The sequence below is a fragment of the Aliirhizobium wenxiniae genome, from assembly GCF_014201355.1.
GTDB classification, from domain to species: domain Bacteria; phylum Pseudomonadota; class Alphaproteobacteria; order Rhizobiales; family Rhizobiaceae; genus Neorhizobium; species Neorhizobium wenxiniae.
Window position 1 is genome coordinate 57,169 of sequence record NZ_JACHEG010000012.1, and the last position, 23,314, is coordinate 80,482.

A 23,314-nucleotide genomic window follows, 5' to 3' on the forward strand; every position below is an offset into this window, starting at 1 on the left:
TGTCTACCTTTTTAAGGAAATTCAACCGGCGGGAGATCGCCGGATGGTTTTCTGCGTCCTGAGGGCGCTCACACATTCATGCGAGGACAGGCCATGAACCGCGATGCAGTGACGTCGATTGCCAATGCGATCGAAAAGATGAAACCGGAATTCTCCGAACTCAGTAACAAAATCTGGGATTTTGCCGAGTTGAAATTCGAAGAAAGGCGCTCGTCGGATATGCTGGCAAAGGCGCTGGAGGAGAATGGGTTTGCTGTGCGTCGTGGCGTGGCCGGCATGGACACTGCCTTCATAGGCGAATTCGGCGGCGGCAAGCCGGTGATCGCGCTGCTCGGAGAATTCGACGCCTTGGCGGGAATGAGTCAGGCTGCGGATGTAGCCGAGTCGAAGCCGGTTGTTTCCGGCGCAAACGGCCACGGCTGTGGCCACAATCTCTTAGGTGTCGGTTCCCTTATGGCGGCCATCGCGCTCGCCCGGCATATGAAGGACAACAACCTAGCTGGCACCGTGCGTTATTACGGTTGCCCAGGCGAGGAAGGCGGCTCGGGCAAGACGTTCATGGTGCGTGCAGGCCTGTTTGATGACGTCGATACGGCGCTTACCTGGCATCCGGCGCCGTTCAACGGCGTACGTTCCACCAACAATCTGGCGGTTCTCGAATATTTCTATCGCTTCAAGGGCCTTGCCGCCCATGCCTCGAATGCAGCGCATCTCGGCCGTTCGGCGCTGGATGCCGTTGAACTGATGAATGTCGGCGTCAATTTCCTGCGCGAACACATGCCCCAGGATTGCCGCGTGCATTATGCTATAACCGATACCGGAGGGCGCGCCGCCAATGTCGTGCAGGCCCAGGCGGAAGTTGTCTATCTGGTCCGCGCGCCGGAGATGTCGCAGGCGCTCGATCTTGCCAAGCGGGTCGACAAAGTTGCACACGGTGCGGCGATGATGACCGAGACAGAGGTCGAAATCGTCTTCGACACCGCCTCCACCAATCTTCTGCCCAACATTACGCTCGAAACGGCCATGCATGAAAACATGATGGCGCTTGGTCCCATCGCTTTCGATGAAACGGATCTCGCATTCGCGAAATCGATCCAGGACACATTCACCGACGAGGCGATCAAGAGCAGCATCCGCCTTTATCAGATCAAGGGCGATGTCTTTTCCAATGCAAAGGTCGATGGTTCGACACCGTTGCATCTGGGGCTGCGCGACTTCGAGGGGCATTCGCATTTCCGTGCCGGATCTACGGATGTGGGAGATGTAAGCTGGGTAACGCCGACAGCGCAATGCTGGACGCCCACCTGGGCAATCGGCACCAACCCTCACACCTGGCAGGTGGTGGCGCAGGGAAAAAGTGCGGGTGCTCACAAAGCCATGGCACATGCAGCCAAGACGCTGGCGGCGACCGGCCTCTCGCTTATGACGTCTCCCGAACTTCTGGAAGCGGCCAAGGCGGAATGGACCGAGAAGACCGATGGCAGGAAATATGTGTGCCCGATCCCCGACAATGTGATGCCGGCCACACATTCCTCTGTGTGAAAAGAGATACGGCCATTCAGGGAATGGCCGCACAATCAGCTGGCACTAAGTTACCCAGCAAATCGCTAGTGATGCGCAGCGGTGGAGAACGAACCTTTGCGTGGCCGGTAGATGACGGCCAGCACCGCGATCCAGTAGCCAGAGAAGACGATGAGCTGCATCAGGTTTGGCCGGGCGCGATAGCCGGTCATAGATGCGAAGAAGCCGCCGGCGGTGGTGCCGTCGGAAAGAAGGAAATTGCTATTCCACAGCGCGCGCGACAGGCGTGGCAGGATGTCGAGATTGATCAGCCCGTCGATCCCCGTCATTAGAAGGCCGCAGGCGAGGAAGAGCAGCACGATCTCGGAAATCCGGAAGAAAACCCTCCACGAGATGACCCTGCTGCCGGTCATCAGCAGTGCATAGGTGATTGCGGCCGCGACGAAACCGGTCAGTCCGGCAAGAATACCGGCAAGCGGCGAACCCATGACCCCTGCAGACAGAATGCCGTAGATGAACACGACCGTCTCGCTGCCTTCGCGGGCAACCGCAATGAGCGCAAGGGCGAAGACGCCCCACCAGCTGCCTGCGGCAATCGCCGTGCTCAGAGAGCTTTCGAGCTCGCTGCGCATCGAGCGGGCATGACTGCGCATCCAGAAGACCATCTGCAGGATGAGCCCTGCTGCGAGCAGCGCGATCACCGTCTGGTAGATCGTCTGGGCGTCATCGGAAAATGCCTCGCCAAGCCAAAGCAGTATCACTGCAAGCACTCCGGCGATGGCAAGTCCCGCCGCCGCGCCGCCCCAGAGAAAACCGCGGGCGCGGCCTGTCTCCACGCTCCGGCTGACCAGCCAGGCATCGAGAATGCCGATCACCAAAAGGGCTTCGACGCTCTCGCGCCAGACGACAAAGGCAATGGAGGCAAACATGTCAGTCCTCAGAAGGAACCGCGACGAGAACCGCGGGCGGCGCGTCCGGATGGAAATCGTCGAAGAACGAATATTCACCCGGATCGAGATACTTGATGACGATGAAGGTCGAGACTCCGGGTCCGATCACCTTCTCCTTGCTCAGCGGAATGCTCTCGAACTCTGCCGGCGTCTTGCCATTGTTGATCAGCCGGATTTCGAAGCGGGTTTCGGCCGGCACTTCGAGACGCGACGGAGAAACCTCGCCATCGTTAAAGGTGATGGTGAAGCTCGGATCGTCAGCGGCCGTCGCTATTGTCGGCGGGACAATCGAAAAGGCAATGAACAGTGCCATGGTGAGGCCAAGGCACTGTTCGTTACGGGGTCGAGGGTGATCAGTAGCCACCCTTTTTACCCACGCCCGTGAAGGTAAAGTCATAGCTGGTCTCGAACGGCTCGAACCATTTGGCGACGCCGGTCTCGTCATCGACATGGCGGCCGAACATCATGCCGTCCGGCGCTGCAATCTTGAACACGAGGTTGTATTCGCCGGGGCCGTCGAGCTTGACGTTGTCGCCGTAATGCGGCCCGTCGGAGGCAACCATCGGCATCAGCGGGCCCTCCGACACTTTCGCGCCGCCCTTGGTCAGCACATAGCTGATTGTCAGGTTCGGCACCCAGTCGCCATTGGCAAAGCCGTTCTTGTTATCCTTCGTGGCGTGAATATCGGCTTCCAGATGCACGTCGGAATCGGCGGCTGCGCGCATCATATGGGCGGGTTCCATCAGGATAGGCTGCAGATAGACCGCAGCCACTTCCATGCCGCCAGCTTCCTGCGGCTCTCCGATCGGATATTCCAGGGCAGATGCCGAGCCGACGGAAAAGAGTGTTGCAGCCGCAAAAGCGGCGGGCAGGAATGCCGTTTTGAAAATGTGGGTTTCGCGCATAACAGGTCCTTTTCGGGAAAACGTGGCGCGAGCATCTGCTTTGAAAAATCTGGAGTCAAGTCCGAAAGTTTTTATCAAGGCCATGATGTAAATGACAAAATTCAAGTACTTCGGCTGATCTCCATGTTAAATATGAGAGTGTTTATCCTGATTGATTGGTATCTCACTCCAATTCGGGCGTGCGACATATTTACACGCTGAAATTGTTGTTGTGCCGAGAGAGATGAAATGACAGAGATTTACCGTCATCGTGATTTCGCTCCGGCGTCAACGTTCACATCATCGTTGCCGATTGAGGCGGAGGAGCTGCCCGAACGTCCAAACTGGCTGACCGCACTGGAAGCATTCTTCGTGCGGACGCGCCCATATTACTGGATCATCCAGGGCTTAATGTTTCTCGTGTTCCTTCTGGTACTCGGCCTGCCGCTTCTACTGCCTGATCCGCCGCCCGAGACTACCCCACTGTCGAATGGAACGCTGGCGCTGCAATATCTGCTTTGGGGCATCTGGTTTCCACTCGTCTTTCTCTCTGTCATTGTCTTCGGGCGGATCTGGTGCGGGCTTCTTTGCCCGATGGGTGCTGCTTCAGAGCTTGCCAACCGCTATGGCCTGCAGCAGAAGATCCCGGCCTGGATACGTTGGGAGGGCACGCCTGCACTGAGCTTCATCGTCATGACGCTTTACGGCCAGACGATCGGTGTGCGCGATCATCCCGAAGCCGCTGCAGGGCTCTTCGGCGGTACCATGCTGCTGGCCATCGCGATCGGCGGCCTTTATGGCCGGAAGAAACGAGTCTGGTGCAGGCATCTCTGCCCGATCGGCCGGGTGCTCGGGCTTTATTCCCGGCTCGGAGCGGTTCAGTTCACGCCGAAAATCCGGCTGCCTGGCGGCGATGCCTATAGTCAGAAAGGCGCCTGCCCGACGATGATCGACCTGCCGCGCAAGAGTGAAAGCCGGCACTGTATCGAGTGCTTTCGCTGCGTCCACCCTCACGCGGCTGGCAGCATCCGGCTGGATGTCCGCCGTCCGGGCCGCGAAATCGAGGACATACGTGATCATCGCGCCAACAAGGCGGAAGCCTGGTTCCTGTTTCTGGATACCGGCGTCGCACTCGGCGGCTTTCTCTGGCTGGTGCTGCCGCAATATCAGCAATGGCGGCAGGCTTTCGGCGTATTCGCAATCCAGCATCACTGGAACTGGGTCACTACCGTCGGCCCCTCGTGGCTGATGAGCGTTCATCCGGCGCGTGCCGAAGTATTCCGCTGGCTCGATTTCATCTTGATCGTCTTCTTCATGCTGGCAGTCATGGCGACATTGACTGCCGTGCTTGCTATGTTGACTGCGGCGAGTGCTTTTCTGGCGAAACGTGCGGGGGCAGATGCAAGCTTCGGGCAGCTGTTCACGGAACTCGGTTATCAATATGCCCCGATCGCGCTGATCAGCCTGATCATCGGGCTTGGGGCGGAACTGCTGGAACCGCTACGATATACCGCCTTTGGCGCAAGCGGTGCGGGGGCCATCCGCGGCGGGCTGTTCCTCATGGGGCTGCTGTGGAGCGTCTGGCTCGGAATAAAGATCCTCGAACGACAGCAGGTCGCGCCGATCAGTCGCCTTTTGCCTTTGCTTCCCGGCATTGCCGGCAGCCTCTTCGTCGGCCTCGGCTGGTGGCCGGCGATCATCGGGCTTTGATCGACGGCATTGCCGGGTTGGCAGCGGGCGTAACCTTTCTTAACGTGACGACACACCGGCCGCGCGTCTGATCGCTACGGTTGCTTCCGGATCATCCGCAGACACCTGCGGATAAAACGGAAAGGTGCCTCATGTACGGGATATCCCGATCAGTGCTGCCGCAAATGCGTCTTGCCATCTCGGCATTGTTACTGTGGCTGGTCTTCTTCTCGGCGTCACAGGCTGAAAGCCAAACTCCGGTCACGGTCGTCGTTGCTCGAAAAGGCGAGGTGACCGAGAGGATCCCCGTTGTCGGCTCGCTGGTTGCCAGTGAAGAGGTGGAAGTTCGTCCTTTCATCGAGGGGCGGGTGATCGAACATATCCTTGCCGAAGTCGGGCAGCGGGTCGAGAGAGGGCAGCCGCTTGCGCTAATCGACACGACCGAAGCACGCATGCTGCTCGACAAGAATTCTGTCAGCATGCTGCGGGCAAGAGCTGCCGCCGAAGTGGAGGAAAGCAGGCTGGAAGTTGCCGCCGTCAGCGAGGCAGAGGCGCGCAAGCTTTTGGAGCGCAGCCGGTCGCTGCAGCCGAGAGGCGCCGTATCGCAGCAGCTTCTGGACGAACATGAAAACGCCCATGCCCGCGCAGTGGCGGAACTGCGGCTTGCGCGCCAGTCGCTTGCTCTGGCGGAAGCCGATGCGGAACTGATTGCCCACGAACGGAAGGAAATCGAGCTGACGATTGAGCGCAGCACGGTCCGCGCGCCCGATGCCGGGCTGGTGCTCAAGCGGACAGCGCGCATTGGGGCGATGACGTCCGCATCCGCAAATCCGCTATTCGTCATCGCAAAGGATGCTGAAATCGAATTCTCCACGCAGGTGACGGAAACGAGTTTCCTGCGGCTCGATGAAGGCATGCGGGCGCAGATCAGCCTGCCGGGATATGAAGGCCAGCTCGGTGGCCGGCTGCGGCTGAATGCGGCGCAGATCGATCCCGTTACGCGCAGCGGCGAAGTGCGCATCGAACTGGATGAGGCGGACGGGCTGAAGCCCGGCGTTTTTGCCCGTGGCAGTATCAACGCCCCGGCACGACGCAACATTCTCCTTCCCGGAAGTGCTGTGAATACCGCAAGCGGCGTAAGCAATGTCTTTGTCGTCAAGGATGGTGTCGTGGATCGGCGCGACGTGACTGTCGGTGTCCGTCAGGAAGGCTTTGTCGAAATCATCGCCGGTGTCAGCGATGGCGAGATGGTGGTGTTGAAATCCGGCGGGTTTCTGAAAGCCCAGGAAAAGGTCCGGCCCGTCATGGCAATGTCAGAACGGTCGGTTTCCGATCATATGGCTTCCGCCCTTGCCATGGAAAGCAGGGGGACGGCGCGATGAACGGCAATATCTCCGCCTGGGCGATCCGCAATCCGCTTCCCTCCATCCTGCTTTTCGTCATCCTGACGGTTGTCGGCATCTATAGTTTTACCCGGCTACCGATCACCTATTTCCCGACGATCATAACGCCTGCCGTGAAGGTCACGGTCGAGCAGTCTGGCGCCACGCCTGTCGAACTGGAAACCGAAGTCACGCGGCTTGTCGAAAACGCGATCGCCTCGCTTCCGGCGATCAAGGAACTGTCTTCGACGATCGGGGAGGGGCGTTCCGTCACCACGGTCGAGTTCGAGCTTGGCCTGGTGTCGCCCGATCGGGCAATGAACGATGTGCGCGATGCCGTGACACGGATCAGAGGGGATCTGCCGGGCACGATCGACGAGCCGATCATCGAGCGGATCGAGGAGGAGGCGCAATCTATCGTCACCTATGCCGTCTCCAGCCAGGAAATGACGGTGACCGAACTCTCCTGGTTCATCGACGACACGGTCAAGCGCGACCTGCAGGGACTTTCCGGCGTCGGGCGTATCGACCGGATCGGCGGGGCCGACCGCGAGATCCATGTCGAACTCGATGCCGACCGGCTGCAGGCGCTTTCGCTTTCGGTAAGCTCGGTCAACGAGACGATCATGGAAACCCAGCTCGATCGCTCCGGCGGGCGCAGTGATATGGAAGGCCGTGAGCAGGTGTTGACGACGGCCGCTGCCGCGAGCACCGTTTCCGGCTTGGCGGAAACGCGCCTTTCGCTTGGCGGCGAAAACTCGGTCCGGCTGGCGGATGTTGCAACCGTCAGCGACACATTTGCCGAGCCGCGTGCATTTGCGACCCTGAACGGCGCTGATGTGGTCGGTTTCTCCGTTTATCGTTCCCAGGGTGCAAGCGCCGTCACCGTGGCGAACGAAGTGTCCGCCGCTGTCGAGAAACTGCGCCTCAGCCATCCCGGTCTCCGCTTCGAGATCGTCGATGATACGATTTCCTATACGGAGGGAAACTATCGCTCGGCGATCAATACTCTGCTGGAAGGTGCGGCACTCTCAATCGTCGTCGTGTTTCTTTTCTTGCGCGATTGGCGCGCGACGCTGGTTGCGGCTGTCGCATTGCCGCTGTCGATCATCCCGACATTCTTTGCAATCGACATGCTCGGCTTCTCGCTCAACATTCTCAGCCTGCTCGCCATCACGCTGGTAACCGGTATCCTGGTTGATGATGCGATCGTCGAGATCGAGAACGTCGTCAGGCATCGCAACATGGGGAAATCCGCCTATCGTGCGGCACTTGATGCAACGGACGAAATCGGTCTGGCGGTGATTGCTATCTCGGCAACGATCATCGCCGTCTTTGCGCCAGTCGGGCTGATGAGCGGCGTCGTCGGGCTTTATTTCCGCGAATTCGGCCTGACCGTGGCAATCGCGGTATTCTTCTCGCTTCTCGTCGCGCGGCTGATTACCCCGGTCATGGCGGCTTATATCATGACCGCCGCTCCGCCGGTCGAACCGAAAAAAGGCAGATTGTCGCTCGCTTATGAGTGGCTGTTGCGGCTGACCCTGCGCTGGAAATGGGCGACGGTCACAGTCGCTTTCGGTCTGTTTGCACTGGCAATGGTCTCGCTGATGTCGGTGCCGACGACGTTTCTGCCGGAAGAAGACACCGGCCGTCTGACACTGACCGTCGAATTGCCTCCCGGCACAAGCATCGACGAAACCCGTGAGGTCACCGACGGGATCGCGGCAACGATCGGCAAGGTCGCCGAAGTCGAGGGTGTGCTGGTTAGGGCCGGATCGAGCATGAGTGGCCAGCAGGACGTGCGTTATGCGGTCGTCTCCGTTGACCTTGTGCACAAGGCGGAGCGGAACCGGCCCTCCTTCGCCATCGAAGCCGAACTCGAAAAGGCGCTGGTCGACATTCCCGATATCCGACTGCGCTTTCTCAACGATCGCGGCGGTCGCGACATATCCTTTTCCGTGCTGGGCAGTGACGGCGATGCCGTTCAGGCCGCTACAGACCGGATCCTGCGCGAGATGGCCTCAGACAGCAGCTTCGTCGGGGCTTCGAGTGACAATGTCGCGATGCGGCCGGAGCTGCGCATGACGGTCGATACCGAAAAGGCCGCAACGCTCGGCGTCTCCACAGCAGCCATTGCCAGCACGATGCGCATTTCTACCGTTGGCGATGTGGATTCGCGCCTGGCGAATTTCGTTGAAGGCTCGCGCCAGATCCCGATCCGCGTCGTTCTTGATCGTGCCGCGCGTGGCAAATTGCCGGTTTTCGAAACGCTGAGCGTGCCAGCGGCGAATGGCCGGCAACTGCCGCTGTCTGCGATCGCTACGATCAGTTTCGACGAAACAATCGCGGCGGTCGATCGTTTCGACCGCCAGCGCCGGATCGAGATCGGCGCGGACATGGCCAACGGCCTGACCTCGGGCCAGGGGCTTGAGCGGCTGATGCAGCTCGAAGGCGTCAAGACGCTGCCGGATGGCGTACGCGTCCAGGCAACCGGCGATTCCGATACGGAAGGCGAGATCTTCGAAAGTTTTGCGGTTGCCATGGGCGGCGGGATCATGCTGGTGCTCATCGTCCTCGTCCTGCTTTTCAAAAGCATCCTGTCGCCCTTCACCATTCTGGCGTCGCTGCCTCTTTCTATCGGCGGTGTTGTCGCGGCGCTGCTTCTCAGCGGCTACCCGATATCCCTGCCTGTCGTGATCGGTATCCTGATGCTGATGGGTATCGTCACCAAGAATGCGATCATGCTGGTGGATTTCGCCGTCGAGCGGGAGGCGCATGGGCTTTCGCGCGGAGAGGCCGTTGTCGAGGCCTGCCGCGAGCGCGTGCGCCCGATCATCATGACGACGCTTGCCATGGCAGGTGGCATGCTGCCCTCGGCCTTCGGCATAGGAGAAGGGGGCGAGTTCAGGGCACCCATGGCAATCGCCGTGATCGGTGGGCTTCTCGTTTCCACCATCCTTTCGCTTGTGGTTATCCCCTCCTTGCACCTGATCGTCTCCGCCGGCGGTGATCGTGCAAGCCGTGTCTTTAGGCCCTTCCTCCCGTCGGCCGAAAGCCGTGTGGACGAGGAGCCTATATAATAGACGCGCCATAACACGCGGCCCCCCAGGCCGATCCCCGGCGCGTCTAGACGGGGCCAGCTTCCGCAGGCTGGCCCCGTCATCTGTTTCGGCGGAGTTTGATAATTTCATAAATTGGAAGAGCGGAGATGATCCCGTATCGATCCCATTCTTCCCGAAATGTCGCGACAGGCTCTCAGTAACTGCGATCAACTAGAAGCATCAGGATAACAGGGCCACCAAGAAGCGCGCTGACGAGAATAACCGATATCAGCACCTGGAACAGGAGGCGCGAAAGAGGTCTCCGGGCCATTCAGAGCAACCTGTGTCGGGTGGGAACTGCCTGATCTCGTAAGGGCTTCAGGGGAAGGGACAGCGAAAGCAACGTTGTCTTCAAACACATGGGTTGTTGCCTGCGGGCATGTAATTTCCCCGAAGCCGATCAGTCTTGAGCATCAGCAAGGTTCTGCAGATGCCTTATGATGTCGCCAACCGTAAAAAGGTGGTCGGCCGCGTTGTCATCGATCGTGCAGCTGAACTCCTCTTCGAAAACCATCATCATCTCGGTAATTTCCAGGGAGTCCGCACCCAGGTCGTGCAATAGGCTCGCCTCATCAACGAGAAGCTCCAACGGGAGATCAAGATAGGTGGCGATGATGCCTTTGACCCTATCGACCAGATCTTCGCTGTTGTTTTGGAGGGAGCCTGCATGAGGTCTAGTTTGCATGGTGCGGTCTCCCTTGGCGTTGTGATGGGATGCGGTGCTGTTTGCGAAGTCGTCAGTTATCGATTGCGAGGCGGCAGGCACTGCATGCATCCCACCCATATCGACCGGCCTCATCGCGTCGGCGATAAGGCGATGCCGGCAGTGTTTTCACGCCGACCAAGCCTTGAAGCCGCTCTTCTCAGCAAGAACTTCTCCCATCGGGTTCGGGCGACCAGCAATTCGGCTGCGAGCATCACGATGGTGACGATAAGCATGGAAAGCACGACGTCGGAGAGATAGTGTCCGCCGAACAGGATGCGGTTGAAGGATAGTGATATCGCGAGTGTTCCAAGAAGAATCTGCACAACTCGGCGCGTCAGTTTCCCCCCGGCTGGGATAAGGTAAAGCAGCGACATCATCGCCATTGCGCCGGCGGCTTCTCCCGAGGTGAAGGAACAGTTCGACGCGCAGGCCTGAGACATTTCCCAGGCTGCAGAAAGTGGCTGATCGCCACCCAGGCCAAGTGTGTCGCGCGGCCTTGCACGCCCGAAAGTGTCCTTCAGGAACATGTTGACGATGAGGCCGACACCCACTCCGTAGGTGATCAGGGGAACGAGCGTGCGCCCGAGGCTGACACCGAGCGCATTCCTGAGACGACGCGAGACCGACAGTGCCATCGAGGCACCGATGACGATGGTACCCGCCCAAAAATTCGCCTGTCGCAGCGCCTGCAGCAATCCATTGTGTCTTAAAGGAAACTGCTCGCCATCGAAGAAATACCGCGAGACGGCCATATCGATCGAGGGATTGAGGTAGAATGCTCCGCTTGCCACCATCGTTGCCATGAGTACGAGCGAAAGGTGGAATCTTGTCTGCTTGCGGTGCAGGATCGACGGCGTCATGGGTTTGCTCCGGGTTTTCGGGGCAAACTAATCCGGGCAACATCCTCGGTTCATTTCGTCTTATTTCGTATTGTTGCACGCCCTGTGGTGCGGTTTATGGAGTCATGCAGGGAGGCAATAACCGCTTGAATTTTGGGACGCTTCCCAAGCTTCGTAACAAAACTTAATAAAGCGAAACATATGCTATCCGGCCAGTATGCGACACGCGTGCATTCAGGCGATCAGGGACTACAGCCGTGCAAGCAAATTCAGCCAATGCAAAGATTTTGATTGTCGAGGACGATCCCGAGATCGGTAAACTGCTCGCGCTGGCCATCCAGGAAAACGGCATGACTGCAACCGTTGCCGAAGACGCGCATGTGATGAATGCCCTGCTGCGCAACAACGAATTCGACCTCATCATCCTGGATGTCATGCTGCCCGGTGAGGATGGTCTGAGCATCTGCCGGCGCATCCGCTCGGAAAAGACGACGCCGATCATTCTTTTGACCGCGCTTGGTGAAGAGGTCGACCGCATAGTCGGGCTGGAGGTCGGCGCCGATGATTATGTCACCAAGCCATTCAGCCCCCGCGAAGTCGTTGCCCGTATCCGCAGCCTGCTTCGGCGGGCATCCTATGGGCTGGTGAACACTGCGGTTCAGCGGAAACTACGCTTCGAGGGCTGGCAGATCGACCCCCTGCGTCGACAGCTGCACGATCCAAGTAACGCCCGGGTTTCCGTGACGACGACAGAGTTCGATCTGCTGCTCGCCTTCTGCCGCAATCCAGGCCGCGTAATTACGCGCGAAGAGCTGCTTTCGCTCACCCATACCGGCCTTGCCGGTCCGATCGAACGCAGCGTCGATGTCCATATCAGCCGTCTCAGGCAGAAGATCGAGGCGGATCCGAAAAGCCCGGTTCTGCTGCAAACCGTGCGGCTCGGCGGCTACATGTTTACCGCAAATGTCGAGCAGGGCTGAAAGCTCGAGGCGCGCTGAACCATGGGTGATGTAATCGGCAGATAACTCCGGCTTCATGACTGCGTGCTCGCCAGTCGCAGAACTCCGGTTTTAATCTGCGGAATTGCGGCGAAGGCGTATCGCAAGTGGAGTGAATTGCTGACTGGCGACGTTAGGCGGGATCGCGCGCGAAAGGTGGTAGACGCAATTCTGCACAGAACGCAGAAGCGATAGAAGCTGTTGGTGAATTCCGGGCGCCGAAAACAAGACATCGTCACTCAAAAGATCTAACGGTTTATCACCTTCCACGGATGTGAGGTGGCTTCTAGCCGCGCCGGCTTCCATCGCCACCAACCCGGCGGCGGCCACATCCCAAGGGAAAAGACTTTCAGTATGCGCGTCTAGGCGACCCATGCCAACATAACAAATGTCGAGCACAGGTGACGCGCTTCTACGAATATCCTGACAATTGCGCAGAAGTAGATCGACCCGCTGGCTCAGCGATCCAACGCTGGTTTTGTCGTGAGGGAAACCGGTGCTGACGACCGACCGAAGCAAATCTGTTGGCGACGAAGGCTCTATGCGCGTGCCATTGAAGGTCGCGCCCTCGCCTCTAACTGCGCGAAAGGTCTCGTCAAGGGCTGGTGCATGGACACAGCCAGCCAACACCTTCCCATCCATAGCGAACGCTACCGATATCCCGAAATATGGATGGCCGCGCACGTAGTTGGCGGTACCGTCAATTGGGTCGATGATCCATAGCGGGCCGGAATAGTTGTAGGCATGGCTGCTGCTATCCTCTTCAGACAGGATCCGATGGGCCGGAAATTCCCCGAGTATGCAGGATGATATTATTCGCTCAGAAAGGATATCTGCGGCGCTTACTATGTCTGTTCCGCCCTTGCTACGGATATCCGAGCGAGAGGCCATCCATTCGCTCACGACGGCGTGCCCGGCCTTTCTTGCTGCGCTTTCGGCGATTGCGGATATTTTGGCAATATCGAGCATAGGCATGCCCCCTCCGAACCGTTTCGCCAGCAAGATACGGTCATCGATATTTAGCTTGCCGCTGCGTTGAGGTCCACGGCGTTGGACAATTCGGGTAACCTCTATCGGAGTAGCCACGAGCGACGCTGGCCAAACAGAGTTGAGGTTGAGAACAGAAATGATTTGTCGGGGAAGTCCTGACATTCGCGACAGAGAGTATTCCTGAGAGCCGGACAATGCCCGGCCCTCGCTCCAAACGCCTCCCCGCCTTAAAATTTGTAGCCGACGAATAGAGAAGCTGAGGGCTGTGTCTTTTCTTCCACGATCGGGCTGTCTGCGGCGTCTCCTGTCAGGAAGCCCACGCCGGCCTCGCCGCGGATGAGCCAGTTTTCGCTCAGGAGGTAGATTGCCGATGCCGAAACGTTGACGCGTTTCAGGCCGGCCTCGGCCTTGTATTCTGGAAGACCGGATTTTGCTGCCTGGGCGGCGGTCACGTCGAAATAGGACTGCATATGCTTGTCGTTGGCGACTACCGCTTCGACACCGGCGCCTAGGATCAGCCGCTCACTTACCGGCGCCTGATATTCCGCGCCGAATGTGCCGATCAGGCTCTCGCTGCCTTCGATGGTCTGGTCAACGCTCGCATAGATCTCGAAACCGTCCCACTTGTAGGAGGCCTTGGCGCCGACCGTGGCTGCAAAGTCGATATCGCCCAGTCCCCTCAGGCGGTCAGCGTCGTCTTCATCACGCCCACCTTCGTAACCGACCTTGGCTGCGAGTGCGAAGCCGTTGTGCTCGAATGCGGTGATCGTCACGCCGCGCGGATCGATCTCCAGCCACTCGCCATAGGTGAAGACGACGAATGGTACGGGCTGTACTTTGAAATCGCCGCTACCCTCATATTCCGGCTCGTAAATTCCGCCTGCGCCGACGATGAGGCTCCAGTTGCGTTCGGGTTTCTCCTTGTTAAACCGCTCCTGGTCGAATGGCGGTTCCGGCGGCTGTCCTGAAAGGCCTGCATCGGCAGCAAGCGTGGTCGAAACCGTGCCGGCGATCGCGAGCGTGACGTATAAGGCGCTTGCGAGAAGTCGCCGATCGGTCCGTTGGATAAAAGACATGGGTGCTCCAGTGAATTTGACACGGGGCATCACCTGAAAGGGCGAGCCGTGCATGCAACGCATCTGTCCTGTCACGGATGGATCCGGCTCAGCATGTCTTTGTGTTACGCTTTGTTGCGGACAAGCTGGATTAGGTGGCCTAGGGCAAGCAAGTCGCGATCGACACAAAACTTAATGTGGTTTTGCGGCGGATGGCCTTATCTTCAGGGCAACAGGCCTGCGATAGGGGCCGCAATGCAATCTGTACCGGGCGGAACGGCCCAAGGGGGCGTTTTGGGATTTCGGGTCTCCCGGTTGTTTTCGACCATTCACGGCCAGATCACCGCAGTCATTTTTGCCTGCCTGATCATTGCTTTCATCATCGGTTCGACGCTCGAAAGTTGGGTCAGGGAGGAATACAGCGCTCCTGATATGGAAAGTATGTCGGCCCACGTGTCCGCGATCGCTTCTGTGCTTGCGCCGGCAACGCCCGGCGACAGAGATGTGATACTGGCGGCGGCTAATCACGAAGACGGGCGTCTGACATTGCAGCCGCTCTCGTATTCAGAACGGTTCACCACGTCCTCGCCTGACGAGCCTTTCCTCCAAGTCATCCTCGATCGGCTACTTCCTCCAGAAAACCACCCCGTACCATTCGGCGGCTGGAGGACGTTTGCCGACGGAAAACGTGTGCTTGCCGCGCAAGTCGACAACGATACACTTCTCGTCATGGAATTGCCCGAAAGCTTCCTTCGCAACGATGCGCTGATATTCGGTTCGAACTATCTGGTGGCAACAGTCACGCTGCTCATCCTGTTTTCGGTGTTTGCGGTGGGGGCGCTGACCAGCCCGTTGCGGCGCATCGCGTCGGCGGCAATGAAGGCGGATATCTCTCTCGGCCCGGCGATATTCGAAGAGCGTGGAAGCTCCGAAATCGTCACACTCGCCCGCGCGCTGAACGGCATGCAGCGGCGGATTTCGACCATGGTGGAATCGCGCACGAGGATGCTGCGCGGCATCAGCCATGACCTGAGGACACCGTTGACGCGCCTGCGGCTTCGCGCGGAAAGAGTGCAGGAAGACGAGACAAGGGAAGGCCTTCTCGGAGATATCGAGCGCATCGACCGGCTGCTGAAGGAAAGCCTGGGTTATCTTCGCGACAACCACCAGCGGGAAGTTTCGCAACGCGCGGATCTCGGCTCCATGCTGCAGACGACCTGTGACGAATTCGCCGACATGGGGCATGACGTGCAATATAGTGGCCCCGCACGCATGGTCACCAATTTCAAGCCTTTGGCGCTGACGCGCGCGATTACCAATCTCTGCGAAAACGCGATAAAGTTCGGCACGCATGTGAAGGTCGAGCTTCGCGCCGTCGAAGGGCAGGCGGTCATCGACATCAGCGATGACGGGCCGGGCATTCCGGAGCAATATCGCACCCGTGTGCTTGAACCATTTTTCAAGGTCGATACGGCGCGCCAGGACACCGAAACCGGCTTTGGTCTGGGCCTTTCCATCGTTGCCGAAATCGTCCAGGCGCATCATGGAAAACTGGTTCTGCTCGATCGTCAGCCCAACGGGCTCGTGGCGCGCATCATCCTGCCTCTGGAGCAAAAATAAAACGGCGAGCCGGTGAGGCTCGCCGTATCTTGGTCGAATGCGCGGAGCCGATCAGGCTGCCGCCAATGCTCCGGCCTTCGCGTCATTCAGATATTGGATGAGGTCCTCGATGGTGATGACCAGCAAGCCGTTCTGTTCCGCGAAGATCTCAAGCTGGGGAAGACGGGCCATGGTGCCGTCGTCATTGGATATTTCGCAGATGACGCCCGACAGTGCCTTTCCGGCCAGCCTGCAAAGATCGACTGCCGCTTCCGTGTGGCCGGGGCGGCCGAGAACACCTTCCGGATTTGCCCTCAACGGAAAGATATGGCCCGGGCGGGCAAAATCGGCGGGGCGGGCTGCCGGGTCGACAAGCGCCTTGACGGTCGCGGCGCGGTCGGCGGCCGAGATACCGGTCGTGGTGCCGGGAATGTAATCGACGGACACGGTGAAGGCCGTCTTCATCGATTCCGTGTTGTTCGGCACCATCAAGGGAAGTTCGAGTTCATCGATGCGAGTGTGGTCCATGGCGATGCAGATCAGGCCACGGGCCTTGTTCATCATGAACGCTATCTTCTCATTGGTTGCATCTTCTGCAGCAAAAATCAGATCGCCTTCGTTTTCGCGGTCCTGGTCATCGACAACCACAACCATTTCCCCGCGGGAAAAGGCTTCGATTGCATCTTCAATTCTGGAAATCGTCATTTCAAGTCTTTCAAGGGTTAAGCCGGTAAAGGCTGTTGCATCGGCTTATCACCGACAAAACTATCCCTTGGGCGAACAAGCGCCACGGGCAGCCCGGTCAAAGGCCGCCGCGGGTTGGTCTCTTCCATCCGGACTATAACCGTCGGCTCCGGCATCTCACCGGATCTGCTGACCTTCCTTTTTAAGGAAGCGCTCGCGGGCTCCGGGGGAAACCCCGATACCGCCGGTGGGGAGTTACACCCCGCCCTGAGAACGGAGCGAGTTTATTTCAACAGACGCTTGAATTGCAACAGGCAAACGCGCTCAGAAAATTCAGGTAGGGATGAAAATATTGCGCAATCGCCGGAAGATGCGCTTTATTTTGCTATCAGGATCTCGATGCCGCGCTTCTCGAATTCTTTAGCATCTCGGTCGGAAATGCCGTCATCGGTGATGAAGGAGTTGATCACGTCCAGCGATCCGAGACGGGTGAAGGACGAGCGGTTGATCTTGGTGCTATCGGCGACGAGATAGACATGTGCCGCTGCCTTGATCATCGCTTCCTTGAGCTGCAGGTCGGCAAAGCTCGGATAGGTGAGGCCCGCATCGAGCGCCACGCCGGCGGTGGCGAGAAACAGCTTGCCGGCAAAGATGTTGCGGAAATATTCGACCGACTTGTCGCCCGAAAGCGAGAGCGTCGGAGATTTGAACTGCCCGCCCGGCATATGCACCGCGAAGGTCGGCACCGAGCCGAGGATGATGGCGATGTTCAGCGCGTTGGTTATCAGCGTCAGGTCGCGCCGGTTGGTCAGCCGGGTCGCGATTTCGGTCGTTGTCGTACCAGCGTCGAGGATCAGCGTCTCGCCGTCCTTGACCAGGCTGGCGGCGAGCGCGCCGATCCGGCGCTTCTTGTCCATGTTCTCCTGATGATGGAGCGTCATCGTGCCGGTCGCAGGCGCTGCGGTATTCAGATAGGCGCCGCCATGCTCGCGGGTGATGAAGCCCTCGCTTTCCAGCCGTTCCAGATCCTGCCGGATCGTCGCTTCCGATACGCGGAAGGCGCCGGCGAGGTCTCTCACCCGCGCCGACCCTTCTTCCTGCAGCCATTCGAGGATACGGCGTCGTCTCGGCTCGGACAGGAGACCGATCATCGACTCCGAAGCATCCTGCTCTTCTTTCGCTTCCATTCCGGCCTGCCTAAATCCTTGAACCGCAAACAATCGAAACCATTCGATTCTCTTTTATGGGATCATTACAGGAACAGCCCTGAGCTTTAAATCCTCAATTCGCGTTCTGCTGCAGGACGACACGGGCCTGAAGCTTCTGCTGGACCTGATCGACGACGACGGCGGCGATGATGACGAGGCCCTTGATCACCGTCTGCCAGAAGGACGAAACGCCCATCATGATCAGCCCGTCCGCAAGGATGCCGATCACGAACGCACCGACGATCGTGCCCGCGATGCGCCCGCGTCCGCCGGACATTGATGTACCGCCGAGCACGGCCGCGGCAATGGCGTTGAGTTCGAATGTCTCGCCGGTCGCCGGGTGGCTGGCCTGCAGCTGCGATGAAATGATCAGGCCGACGAGTGCTGCGCAAAGCCCGGAGAACATGTAGACGAACAGCTTGGTGCGATCGACATTGACGCCGGACAATGCCGCCCCGCGTTCATTGCCGCCGACGGCATAGATATGCCGGCCAAGCGGTGTGCGCGTTGCAAGATAGGCAGCGCCCAGTGCGACCACGACCATGATCCAGACGGAGACGGGCAGGCCGAAGAATGTGCCCGAACCGATGATGCGGAACGTGTCCGATCCGTATTCCGGATTGCCCGCAAGATTGGGAAATGTCCGGCCGTCGGAGAAGAGCAGTGCTGAGCCGCGGGCGACATAAAGGATGCCGAGTGTCGCGATGAATGGCGCGACATTCAGCTTTGTTATCAGCATCCCGTTTATCCAGCCTATGAATATGCCGACGACAAGCACGATGAGGCAGATCTCGATCGTGTTGAACTGGACGCTGTAGGCGACACCGACAAAGCCGAGGTCGATGCCGTAAAGCACCAGATAGCCGGCGACCATGGCGCACAGGCCGACGATAGAGCCGACCGAAAGATCGATGCCGCCGGCAATGATGACGAAGGTCATGCCGATTGCGAGGATCGCGTTCAGTGCCACATGCTTGGAGATGATCAGCATGTTGCCTGTCGTCAGGAAGTTCGGTGCGGCAATGGCGAAGAAGGCGAAGACCAGGATCAGCGCCACGAAGGTGCGCATGTGCAGAAGCAGCAGAAGCGCCGATGTTCTGGATTTGTGACCGCCGATCACGGTCTTGGCGTTGCCCGAGGCGTCGATGCTGCTCATCGTGTTTCAACCCTGTTTAGATTGGGGGTTGCCGCGGAGATGACCTCCGCAGCGCTTGCGCCGGCCGGGAACTGTCCGGTCAGCCGTCCATTCGCCATGACGAGTACGCGATCGGAAAGGGCGAGAACTTCTTCCAGATCGGATGTTACGAAGAGGATGCCGAGGCCGTCTTCTGCAAGCCGGCGCATGGTGCGGAAAATCTCCGCCTTGGCGCCGATATCGATGCCGCGCGACGGTTCGTCCATCAGCAGGATTTTCGGCCGTGTCATCAGCGCCTTGCCGATCACGACCTTCTGCTGGTTTCCGCCGGAAAGGCTGGAGACGGGATGTTCGAGGCTGGCGATCTTGATCGCCATGCGCTTGACGAATTCCGCCGCCTTGGCGGCTTCGGCCTTCAGCGACAGGTGAAACCCGCGGGTAAAATCGTAAAGCGACGACATGGTCAGGTTTTCGCGGATGGTCATAATTTGCACGAGGCCGTCGCGCTTGCGATCCTCCGGGATGAGCGCCAGGCCGCGACGGATCCGGCCGGACACGCTCTTTTCCTTCACCGGCTTGCCGCCGATGAAGATCTGGCCCGAGGAATTCGGGTGTTGCGCCATGATGCATTCGAGAAGCTCGGAGCGACCCGCACCCATCAGGCCGTAAAGCCCGACGATCTCGCCCTCGCGCACGGAAAGCGACATGTGGTCGACGGCATAACCGCCCGCCGGGCTCGGAAGGCAGACATTATCGACACGGAACACTTCATTGCCGAGTTCATGATCGCCGGTCTTCGGAAACTCCTTCGAGGCGCTGCCGATCATGTTGGCGACGATCCATGGAATATCGACGCCCTGCATTGAGCGCGATCCGGTGATCGCGCCATCGCGCAGAACGGTGATGTAGTCGCCGATGCGGATCAGCTCTTCCAGCCGGTGGGAAATGTAGACGATGCCGACGCCCTGTTTCCTCAGGTCGCCGATGACCCGGAACAAGACTTCCACCTCGGCCGCGGAAAGCGCAGATGTCGGTTCGTCGAGGATCAGGATACGGGCGTTTTCGGCCAGCGCCTTGGCGATTTCGACGATCTGCTGCTGACCGATCCGCAGGTTGCCGAGCGGCGTGTCCGGGTCGATATTCTGTTCGAGGCGTTTCATCAGCGCCGCGGCAGCGGTTCTCTGCGCCTGGCTGTCGATATGGATGCCGGCGCGCGTCTTTTCGTGCCCGACGAATATGTTTTCCGCCACCGTCAGGTTCGGGAACAGGTTGAGTTCCTGAAACACGATGCCGACGCCGTGTTTTGCGGCATCCGTCTTGTCGGCGAAGACGACCTGCTGCCCGTCTATCTCGATCGTGCCGCCATTCAGCTGCTCGACGCCGGCGATGATCTTCATCAGCGTCGATTTTCCGGCGCCGTTCTCTCCGACGAGCACGTTTACCGCTCCCATGCGCAGATCGAAATCGACATTTTTCAGCGCCTGGGTGCCGGGATAGATTTTCGAGCCGTTGCGGATCGAAAGGCCGATAGGATTGGCGTCCGTCATGGCGCGACCTCGATCGATACCGGCGTGATCAACGGTTTTTCGCCGGCCGAGCGGATGACCACAGCGCCGACGAAATTCACCTTCTTGCCCTTCAGCTCGGTATCGGCCGCGGGCAGTTTGGAAACGGCCTTGTCGTTCAGCGCGCGCCCGAGTTTCGCGTATTCTATCTGGTCGCGGAATGTCGAGAAATCATAGAGGTTGGTGGTGTCGCGCAAGGCACTGCCCTTGACCACCGGTCCGAGCTGGAGCGTCGCATCTGCCTTTCCGTCGCCATCGACGTCGATTTCCGCAACGGCGGCCTTGGTGCTGGCGCGGGTATCTTCCAATACGGTGGCCGTGCCCTTGACCGGGAAATTCCAGCCGCCGCCGGCGCCGCCGACGCGAATACCGTGGCTTTCGCCCGCCTTGTCCAGGCTGCCCTTGATCGCGCCTTGCAGCGTTGCAAGATCGACCGCCTTTTCGGTAAGGGCCGGAACGAGCTTGGCGTCGAATGTCGTCTCGACGACTTCGGCAATGGGATCGGCGGCTGCGCCGCCTTCACCGTCACTGGTTTTCACCAGCTTGCAGCCGGAAACGGACGCGGCAAGAAGGCTTGCCACAAACAGGGTCGTGATCTTCATGGGTACCCGCACTTCTTTTAAAAGCAAGAGGCACCCGGGACATGTGGCATGTCCCGGGTGGGGATGGCGGTCTTATGGCTTCAGCGCGAAGGTCTCGAGCTTGCCGGCATTGTCGGCATTGATGAGAATGCAATCCATCAGCTGCTTTTCATCGAGGCCCGTCTTGCCGGTCTTGATGAACTTGTCCGCCTGTTCGACGGCGTTCTGCGCCTGCTGGTAGGCCGGCTGAAGAACGGTTGCCTTGATGCCACCCTTCTTGATCGAGTCACGAACGTCGTTCGAACCGTCGAAGCCGACGACGATGACATCCTTGCGGCCGGCGGCCTCAAGCGCCGCATAGGCGCCCATGGCCATCGTGTCGTTGCCCGAGATCACGCCCTTGATATCGGGATGTGCCTGCAGCATCGATTCCATCACCGTATAGGCTTCGGTCTGCGACCAGTTGGCCGTCTGCTTGGCAACCAGTTTCATATCGGAATACTGGTCGATGACGTCATGATAGCCCTGCGAGCGGATGCCGGCATTGGTGTCGGATTCCTTGCCGAGCAGTTCGGCATAATTGCCCTTTTCGCCCATCAGCTTGACGAATTCTTCCGCCCCGAGCTGGGCACCCTGGTAGTTGTTGGAGACGATCTGCGAAACGGCGACGCCCGCCGTGGTGATTTCGCGGTCGATCAGGAACGAGGGGATACCCTTGTCCTTGGCCTTCTGCACGGCGGCAACGGAGGCATCCGCGCCTGCATTGTCGAGAATGATGGCCTTCACGCCGGCGGCGATGGCGCTGTCGAAAAGTTCGCTCTGCTTGTTCGCATCGTCGTCGTGAACCAGAACCATGGTCGCATAACCAAGTTCCTTAGCCTTTGCCGCTGCGCCATCGGCTTCGGCCTTGAAGAATGGGTTGGAATGGCTCGGCGTGATGATCGCGATCGTATCGGCAGCAAGTGCCGTGCCTGACATGGCGCCGGCAATACCCAGCGCGACGACGGACATCAAAAGACGTTTCGTAAGCTTCATGATTACCTCCCGTTGAAAAAAGACCACCCTCCCGTGGCGTCTGTTTCGAACTATCGATCACTTTCGTTTATTGTCAATATATTTTTGATGACTGCGCTTTTGTGCGGCAATCACGCCTTGTTGTTCTCTCTTATGTTGCAATGCGGCATATTTTTTAAACATCCCGCCGCTTCAAGCTCCAATAATTCACTTGAATGTTCTCTCGACGTATGTCAGTTAATTTGAAACGAAAGAGATCGAAAGTAATCAAAAGTCTTTTGTTGGTTTGTCCGGGATGAGCGCTTTGTCCTGAGGAGAGGGGCGCATAGTGGCGCCGCGAGCGCGATATCACTCTGGAAGTCCGATAGGGGCGACACTGAATAATCGGAGGAAGCATCATGACTGAACAACGTTTCGGCGCCGGAATCTGGCATTTCGCAACCTATCTCGACCGTTACGCGACGGACGGTTACGGCACGCCGCGCAGCGTTATCGAGGCGATCGATCTCGCCGGCCAGGTCAAGGATCTGTCGGTCGTCGATATCAACTATCCCTTTTTCGGCGGCGACTTTTCCAATGCGCAGGTAAAAGAGGCGCTGGATCGCAACAAGCTCGGCGTCATCGGCATCACGCCGGAAATCTACACGCGCGAATTCGTCAAGGGCTCCTTCACCAACCCGGATGTGGGCGTTCGCCGCCGCACCCATGAACTGGTGACCGAAGCCTGCGACCAGGTCCGCTATTTCGGTGCCGATTACGTCAAGCTGTGGCCGGGCCAGGATGGCTGGGACTATCCGTTCCAGGTCGATTACGGCACTTTGTGGAAGCATTCGCTCGATGGCGTCGGGCAGCTCGCCAGTGAAAATCCGGATCTGAAATTCGTCATCGAATACAAGCCGCGCGAACCGCGCGTGCGGATGAGCTTCGGTTCCGTTGCCCGCACGCTTCTCGGCATCGAGAAGATCGGCCTGCCGAATGTCGGCATCCTGCTCGATTTCGGCCATGCCATCATGGGCGGTGAATCGGCTGCCGACAGTGCACAGCTCGCCATCGACTACGGCCGGCTGTTCGGCATGGACGTCAACGACAACTACCGCTCCTGGGATGACGATCTCGTCGCCGGCAGCCTGCATCCGATCGAAATCTTCGAGTTCTTCTATGTCCTGCGGAAGAACAAGTGGGAAGGTGTGTGGCAGCTCGACCAGTTCCCGTTCCGCGAAGACAGTGTCGCGACAGCCAATCACGCGATCGATTTCCTCAAAGCCGCCGACAAGGGCCTCGATGCGCTCGATGTCGATGCATTGAAGGAAGCGCAGAGCCGCCATGACGCAATCGGCGCCTTGAAGATCGCGCAGAAGGCCCTGTTCGGCGCCATGTAGGCGCCGCTTGCGGCAACAGCCAGGTCCGGCCCAA

Annotated in this window: 20 protein-coding genes and 1 riboswitch; of the genes, 7 read left to right on the top strand and 13 right to left on the bottom strand. The window is 58.9% G+C overall.

Features of this window, described 5'->3' with window-relative positions; all coding sequences use genetic code 11:
- The first annotated feature begins 93 nt into the window (after positions 1-93).
- Positions 94-1,542, top strand: coding sequence for a M20 family metallopeptidase (locus HNQ72_RS27995; RefSeq protein WP_183997566.1), 1,449 nt, complete (start codon positions 94-96; stop codon positions 1,540-1,542).
- Positions 1,543-1,607: 65 nt separating this feature from the next.
- Here the strand turns inward: HNQ72_RS27995 and HNQ72_RS28000 are convergent, their stop codons facing one another.
- From HNQ72_RS28000 to HNQ72_RS28010, 3 genes are read right to left on the bottom strand one after another with little or no spacing between them, the layout of a single operon-like run.
- Positions 1,608-2,450: an FTR1 family iron permease gene (locus HNQ72_RS28000; RefSeq protein ID WP_183997568.1), complete on the bottom strand. Its 843-nt coding sequence runs from the start codon at positions 2,448-2,450 to the stop codon at positions 1,608-1,610.
- Position 2,451: 1 nt separating this feature from the next.
- Positions 2,452-2,835 carry a cupredoxin domain-containing protein gene (locus HNQ72_RS28005; RefSeq protein ID WP_308422379.1) on the bottom strand — a complete coding sequence of 128 codons (384 nt, stop codon included), beginning with the start codon at positions 2,833-2,835 and terminating at the stop codon, positions 2,452-2,454.
- Complete coding sequence (locus HNQ72_RS28010) at positions 2,825-3,376, bottom strand: iron transporter (protein ID WP_183997570.1); 552 nt, start codon at positions 3,374-3,376, stop codon at positions 2,825-2,827. Before HNQ72_RS28010 ends, HNQ72_RS28005 begins: the two co-directional genes overlap by 11 nt.
- Positions 3,377-3,604: 228 nt before the next feature.
- Between HNQ72_RS28010 and HNQ72_RS28015 the strand changes: the two genes are divergently transcribed.
- The 3 genes from HNQ72_RS28015 to HNQ72_RS28025 all read left to right on the top strand — a co-directional run bounded on the left by HNQ72_RS28015 (position 3,605) and on the right by HNQ72_RS28025 (position 9,506).
- The gene (locus HNQ72_RS28015) at positions 3,605-5,065 is read left to right on the top strand and encodes a 4Fe-4S binding protein (protein ID WP_183997572.1); all 1,461 of its coding nucleotides are present in this window, start codon (positions 3,605-3,607) and stop codon (positions 5,063-5,065) included.
- A 131-nt stretch (positions 5,066-5,196) separates the two neighbouring features.
- Positions 5,197-6,426 carry an efflux RND transporter periplasmic adaptor subunit gene (locus HNQ72_RS28020; RefSeq protein ID WP_244654615.1) on the top strand — a complete coding sequence of 410 codons (1,230 nt, stop codon included), beginning with the start codon at positions 5,197-5,199 and terminating at the stop codon, positions 6,424-6,426.
- A complete protein-coding gene (locus HNQ72_RS28025; protein WP_183997574.1) occupies positions 6,423-9,506 on the top strand; it encodes an efflux RND transporter permease subunit in 3,084 nt (1,027 codons plus the stop codon). Before HNQ72_RS28020 ends, HNQ72_RS28025 begins: the two co-directional genes overlap by 4 nt.
- Positions 9,507-9,927: 421 nt before the next feature.
- Here HNQ72_RS28025 and HNQ72_RS28030 read toward each other — a convergent pair whose 3' ends face one another.
- Positions 9,928-10,293, bottom strand: a complete 366-nt coding sequence (locus HNQ72_RS28030; RefSeq protein ID WP_244654616.1) for an acyl carrier protein — start codon at positions 10,291-10,293, stop codon at positions 9,928-9,930.
- 29 nt (positions 10,294-10,322) lie between these two features.
- Positions 10,323-11,093, bottom strand: a complete 771-nt coding sequence (locus HNQ72_RS28035; protein ID WP_183997576.1) for a phosphatase PAP2 family protein — start codon at positions 11,091-11,093, stop codon at positions 10,323-10,325.
- A gap of 236 nt (positions 11,094-11,329) precedes the next feature.
- Between HNQ72_RS28035 and HNQ72_RS28040 the strand changes: the two genes are divergently transcribed.
- Positions 11,330-12,052 (top strand): response regulator transcription factor, encoded by a 723-nt coding sequence (locus HNQ72_RS28040; protein WP_183997577.1) that lies wholly within the window; start codon positions 11,330-11,332, stop codon positions 12,050-12,052.
- Between the two features lie 90 nt (positions 12,053-12,142).
- Here the strand turns inward: HNQ72_RS28040 and HNQ72_RS28045 are convergent, their stop codons facing one another.
- On the bottom strand, positions 12,143-13,045 hold the full coding sequence (locus HNQ72_RS28045) for an inositol monophosphatase family protein (protein WP_183997579.1): 903 nt from the start codon (positions 13,043-13,045) through the stop codon (positions 12,143-12,145).
- A gap of 242 nt (positions 13,046-13,287) precedes the next feature.
- Entirely contained in the window at positions 13,288-14,136 is an 849-nt protein-coding gene (locus tag HNQ72_RS28050; RefSeq protein ID WP_183997581.1) for a MipA/OmpV family protein, read from the bottom strand.
- A gap of 234 nt (positions 14,137-14,370) precedes the next feature.
- On the opposite strand from HNQ72_RS28050, the gene HNQ72_RS28055 reads away from it, so the two are divergent.
- Positions 14,371-15,735, top strand: a complete 1,365-nt coding sequence (locus tag HNQ72_RS28055; RefSeq protein ID WP_183997583.1) for an ATP-binding protein — start codon at positions 14,371-14,373, stop codon at positions 15,733-15,735.
- Between the two features lie 51 nt (positions 15,736-15,786).
- Here the strand turns inward: HNQ72_RS28055 and ribB are convergent, their stop codons facing one another.
- From ribB to HNQ72_RS28085, 6 genes are all read right to left on the bottom strand, one after another.
- Positions 15,787-16,419 (bottom strand): 3,4-dihydroxy-2-butanone-4-phosphate synthase, encoded by a 633-nt coding sequence (ribB, locus tag HNQ72_RS28060; protein ID WP_183997585.1) that lies wholly within the window; start codon positions 16,417-16,419, stop codon positions 15,787-15,789.
- 112 nt (positions 16,420-16,531) lie between these two features.
- A riboswitch (FMN riboswitch) is annotated at positions 16,532-16,677 on the bottom strand.
- 98 nt (positions 16,678-16,775) lie between these two features.
- Positions 16,776-17,585 carry a DeoR/GlpR family DNA-binding transcription regulator gene (locus HNQ72_RS28065; RefSeq protein WP_183997587.1) on the bottom strand — a complete coding sequence of 270 codons (810 nt, stop codon included), beginning with the start codon at positions 17,583-17,585 and terminating at the stop codon, positions 16,776-16,778.
- A 94-nt stretch (positions 17,586-17,679) separates the two neighbouring features.
- Positions 17,680-18,675 carry an ABC transporter permease gene (locus HNQ72_RS28070; protein ID WP_244654617.1) on the bottom strand — a complete coding sequence of 332 codons (996 nt, stop codon included), beginning with the start codon at positions 18,673-18,675 and terminating at the stop codon, positions 17,680-17,682.
- An 83-nt stretch (positions 18,676-18,758) separates the two neighbouring features.
- Entirely contained in the window at positions 18,759-20,288 is a 1,530-nt protein-coding gene (locus tag HNQ72_RS28075; protein WP_183997591.1) for a sugar ABC transporter ATP-binding protein, read from the bottom strand.
- Positions 20,285-20,908 (bottom strand): DUF2291 family protein, encoded by a 624-nt coding sequence (locus HNQ72_RS28080; protein WP_183997593.1) that lies wholly within the window; start codon positions 20,906-20,908, stop codon positions 20,285-20,287. Before HNQ72_RS28080 ends, HNQ72_RS28075 begins: the two co-directional genes overlap by 4 nt.
- Before the next feature lie 72 nt (positions 20,909-20,980).
- Positions 20,981-21,922: a D-ribose ABC transporter substrate-binding protein gene (locus tag HNQ72_RS28085; protein WP_183997594.1), complete on the bottom strand. Its 942-nt coding sequence runs from the start codon at positions 21,920-21,922 to the stop codon at positions 20,981-20,983.
- A gap of 377 nt (positions 21,923-22,299) precedes the next feature.
- Between HNQ72_RS28085 and HNQ72_RS28090 the strand changes: the two genes are divergently transcribed.
- Positions 22,300-23,280: a sugar phosphate isomerase/epimerase family protein gene (locus HNQ72_RS28090; RefSeq protein ID WP_183997596.1), complete on the top strand. Its 981-nt coding sequence runs from the start codon at positions 22,300-22,302 to the stop codon at positions 23,278-23,280.
- Positions 23,281-23,314 lie beyond the last annotated feature (34 nt).

Coding starts and splice junctions, on each gene's coding strand:
- HNQ72_RS27995 (WP_183997566.1), top strand. CDS start 94: ATGAACCGCGATGCAGTGACGTCGATTGCCAATGCGATCGAAAAGATG.
- HNQ72_RS28000 (WP_183997568.1), bottom strand. CDS start 2,450: ATGTTTGCCTCCATTGCCTTTGTCGTCTGGCGCGAGAGCGTCGAAGCC.
- HNQ72_RS28010 (WP_183997570.1), bottom strand. CDS start 3,376: ATGCGCGAAACCCACATTTTCAAAACGGCATTCCTGCCCGCCGCTTTT.
- HNQ72_RS28015 (WP_183997572.1), top strand. CDS start 3,605: ATGACAGAGATTTACCGTCATCGTGATTTCGCTCCGGCGTCAACGTTC.
- HNQ72_RS28020 (WP_244654615.1), top strand. CDS start 5,197: ATGTACGGGATATCCCGATCAGTGCTGCCGCAAATGCGTCTTGCCATC.
- HNQ72_RS28025 (WP_183997574.1), top strand. CDS start 6,423: ATGAACGGCAATATCTCCGCCTGGGCGATCCGCAATCCGCTTCCCTCC.
- HNQ72_RS28035 (WP_183997576.1), bottom strand. CDS start 11,093: ATGACGCCGTCGATCCTGCACCGCAAGCAGACAAGATTCCACCTTTCG.
- HNQ72_RS28045 (WP_183997579.1), bottom strand. CDS start 13,045: ATGCCTATGCTCGATATTGCCAAAATATCCGCAATCGCCGAAAGCGCA.
- HNQ72_RS28050 (WP_183997581.1), bottom strand. CDS start 14,136: ATGTCTTTTATCCAACGGACCGATCGGCGACTTCTCGCAAGCGCCTTA.
- HNQ72_RS28055 (WP_183997583.1), top strand. CDS start 14,371: ATGCAATCTGTACCGGGCGGAACGGCCCAAGGGGGCGTTTTGGGATTT.
- ribB (WP_183997585.1), bottom strand. CDS start 16,419: ATGACGATTTCCAGAATTGAAGATGCAATCGAAGCCTTTTCCCGCGGG.
- HNQ72_RS28065 (WP_183997587.1), bottom strand. CDS start 17,585: ATGGAAGCGAAAGAAGAGCAGGATGCTTCGGAGTCGATGATCGGTCTC.
- HNQ72_RS28070 (WP_244654617.1), bottom strand. CDS start 18,675: ATGCGCACCTTCGTGGCGCTGATCCTGGTCTTCGCCTTCTTCGCCATT.
- HNQ72_RS28075 (WP_183997591.1), bottom strand. CDS start 20,288: ATGACGGACGCCAATCCTATCGGCCTTTCGATCCGCAACGGCTCGAAA.
- HNQ72_RS28080 (WP_183997593.1), bottom strand. CDS start 20,908: ATGAAGATCACGACCCTGTTTGTGGCAAGCCTTCTTGCCGCGTCCGTT.
- HNQ72_RS28085 (WP_183997594.1), bottom strand. CDS start 21,922: ATGAAGCTTACGAAACGTCTTTTGATGTCCGTCGTCGCGCTGGGTATT.
- HNQ72_RS28090 (WP_183997596.1), top strand. CDS start 22,300: ATGACTGAACAACGTTTCGGCGCCGGAATCTGGCATTTCGCAACCTAT.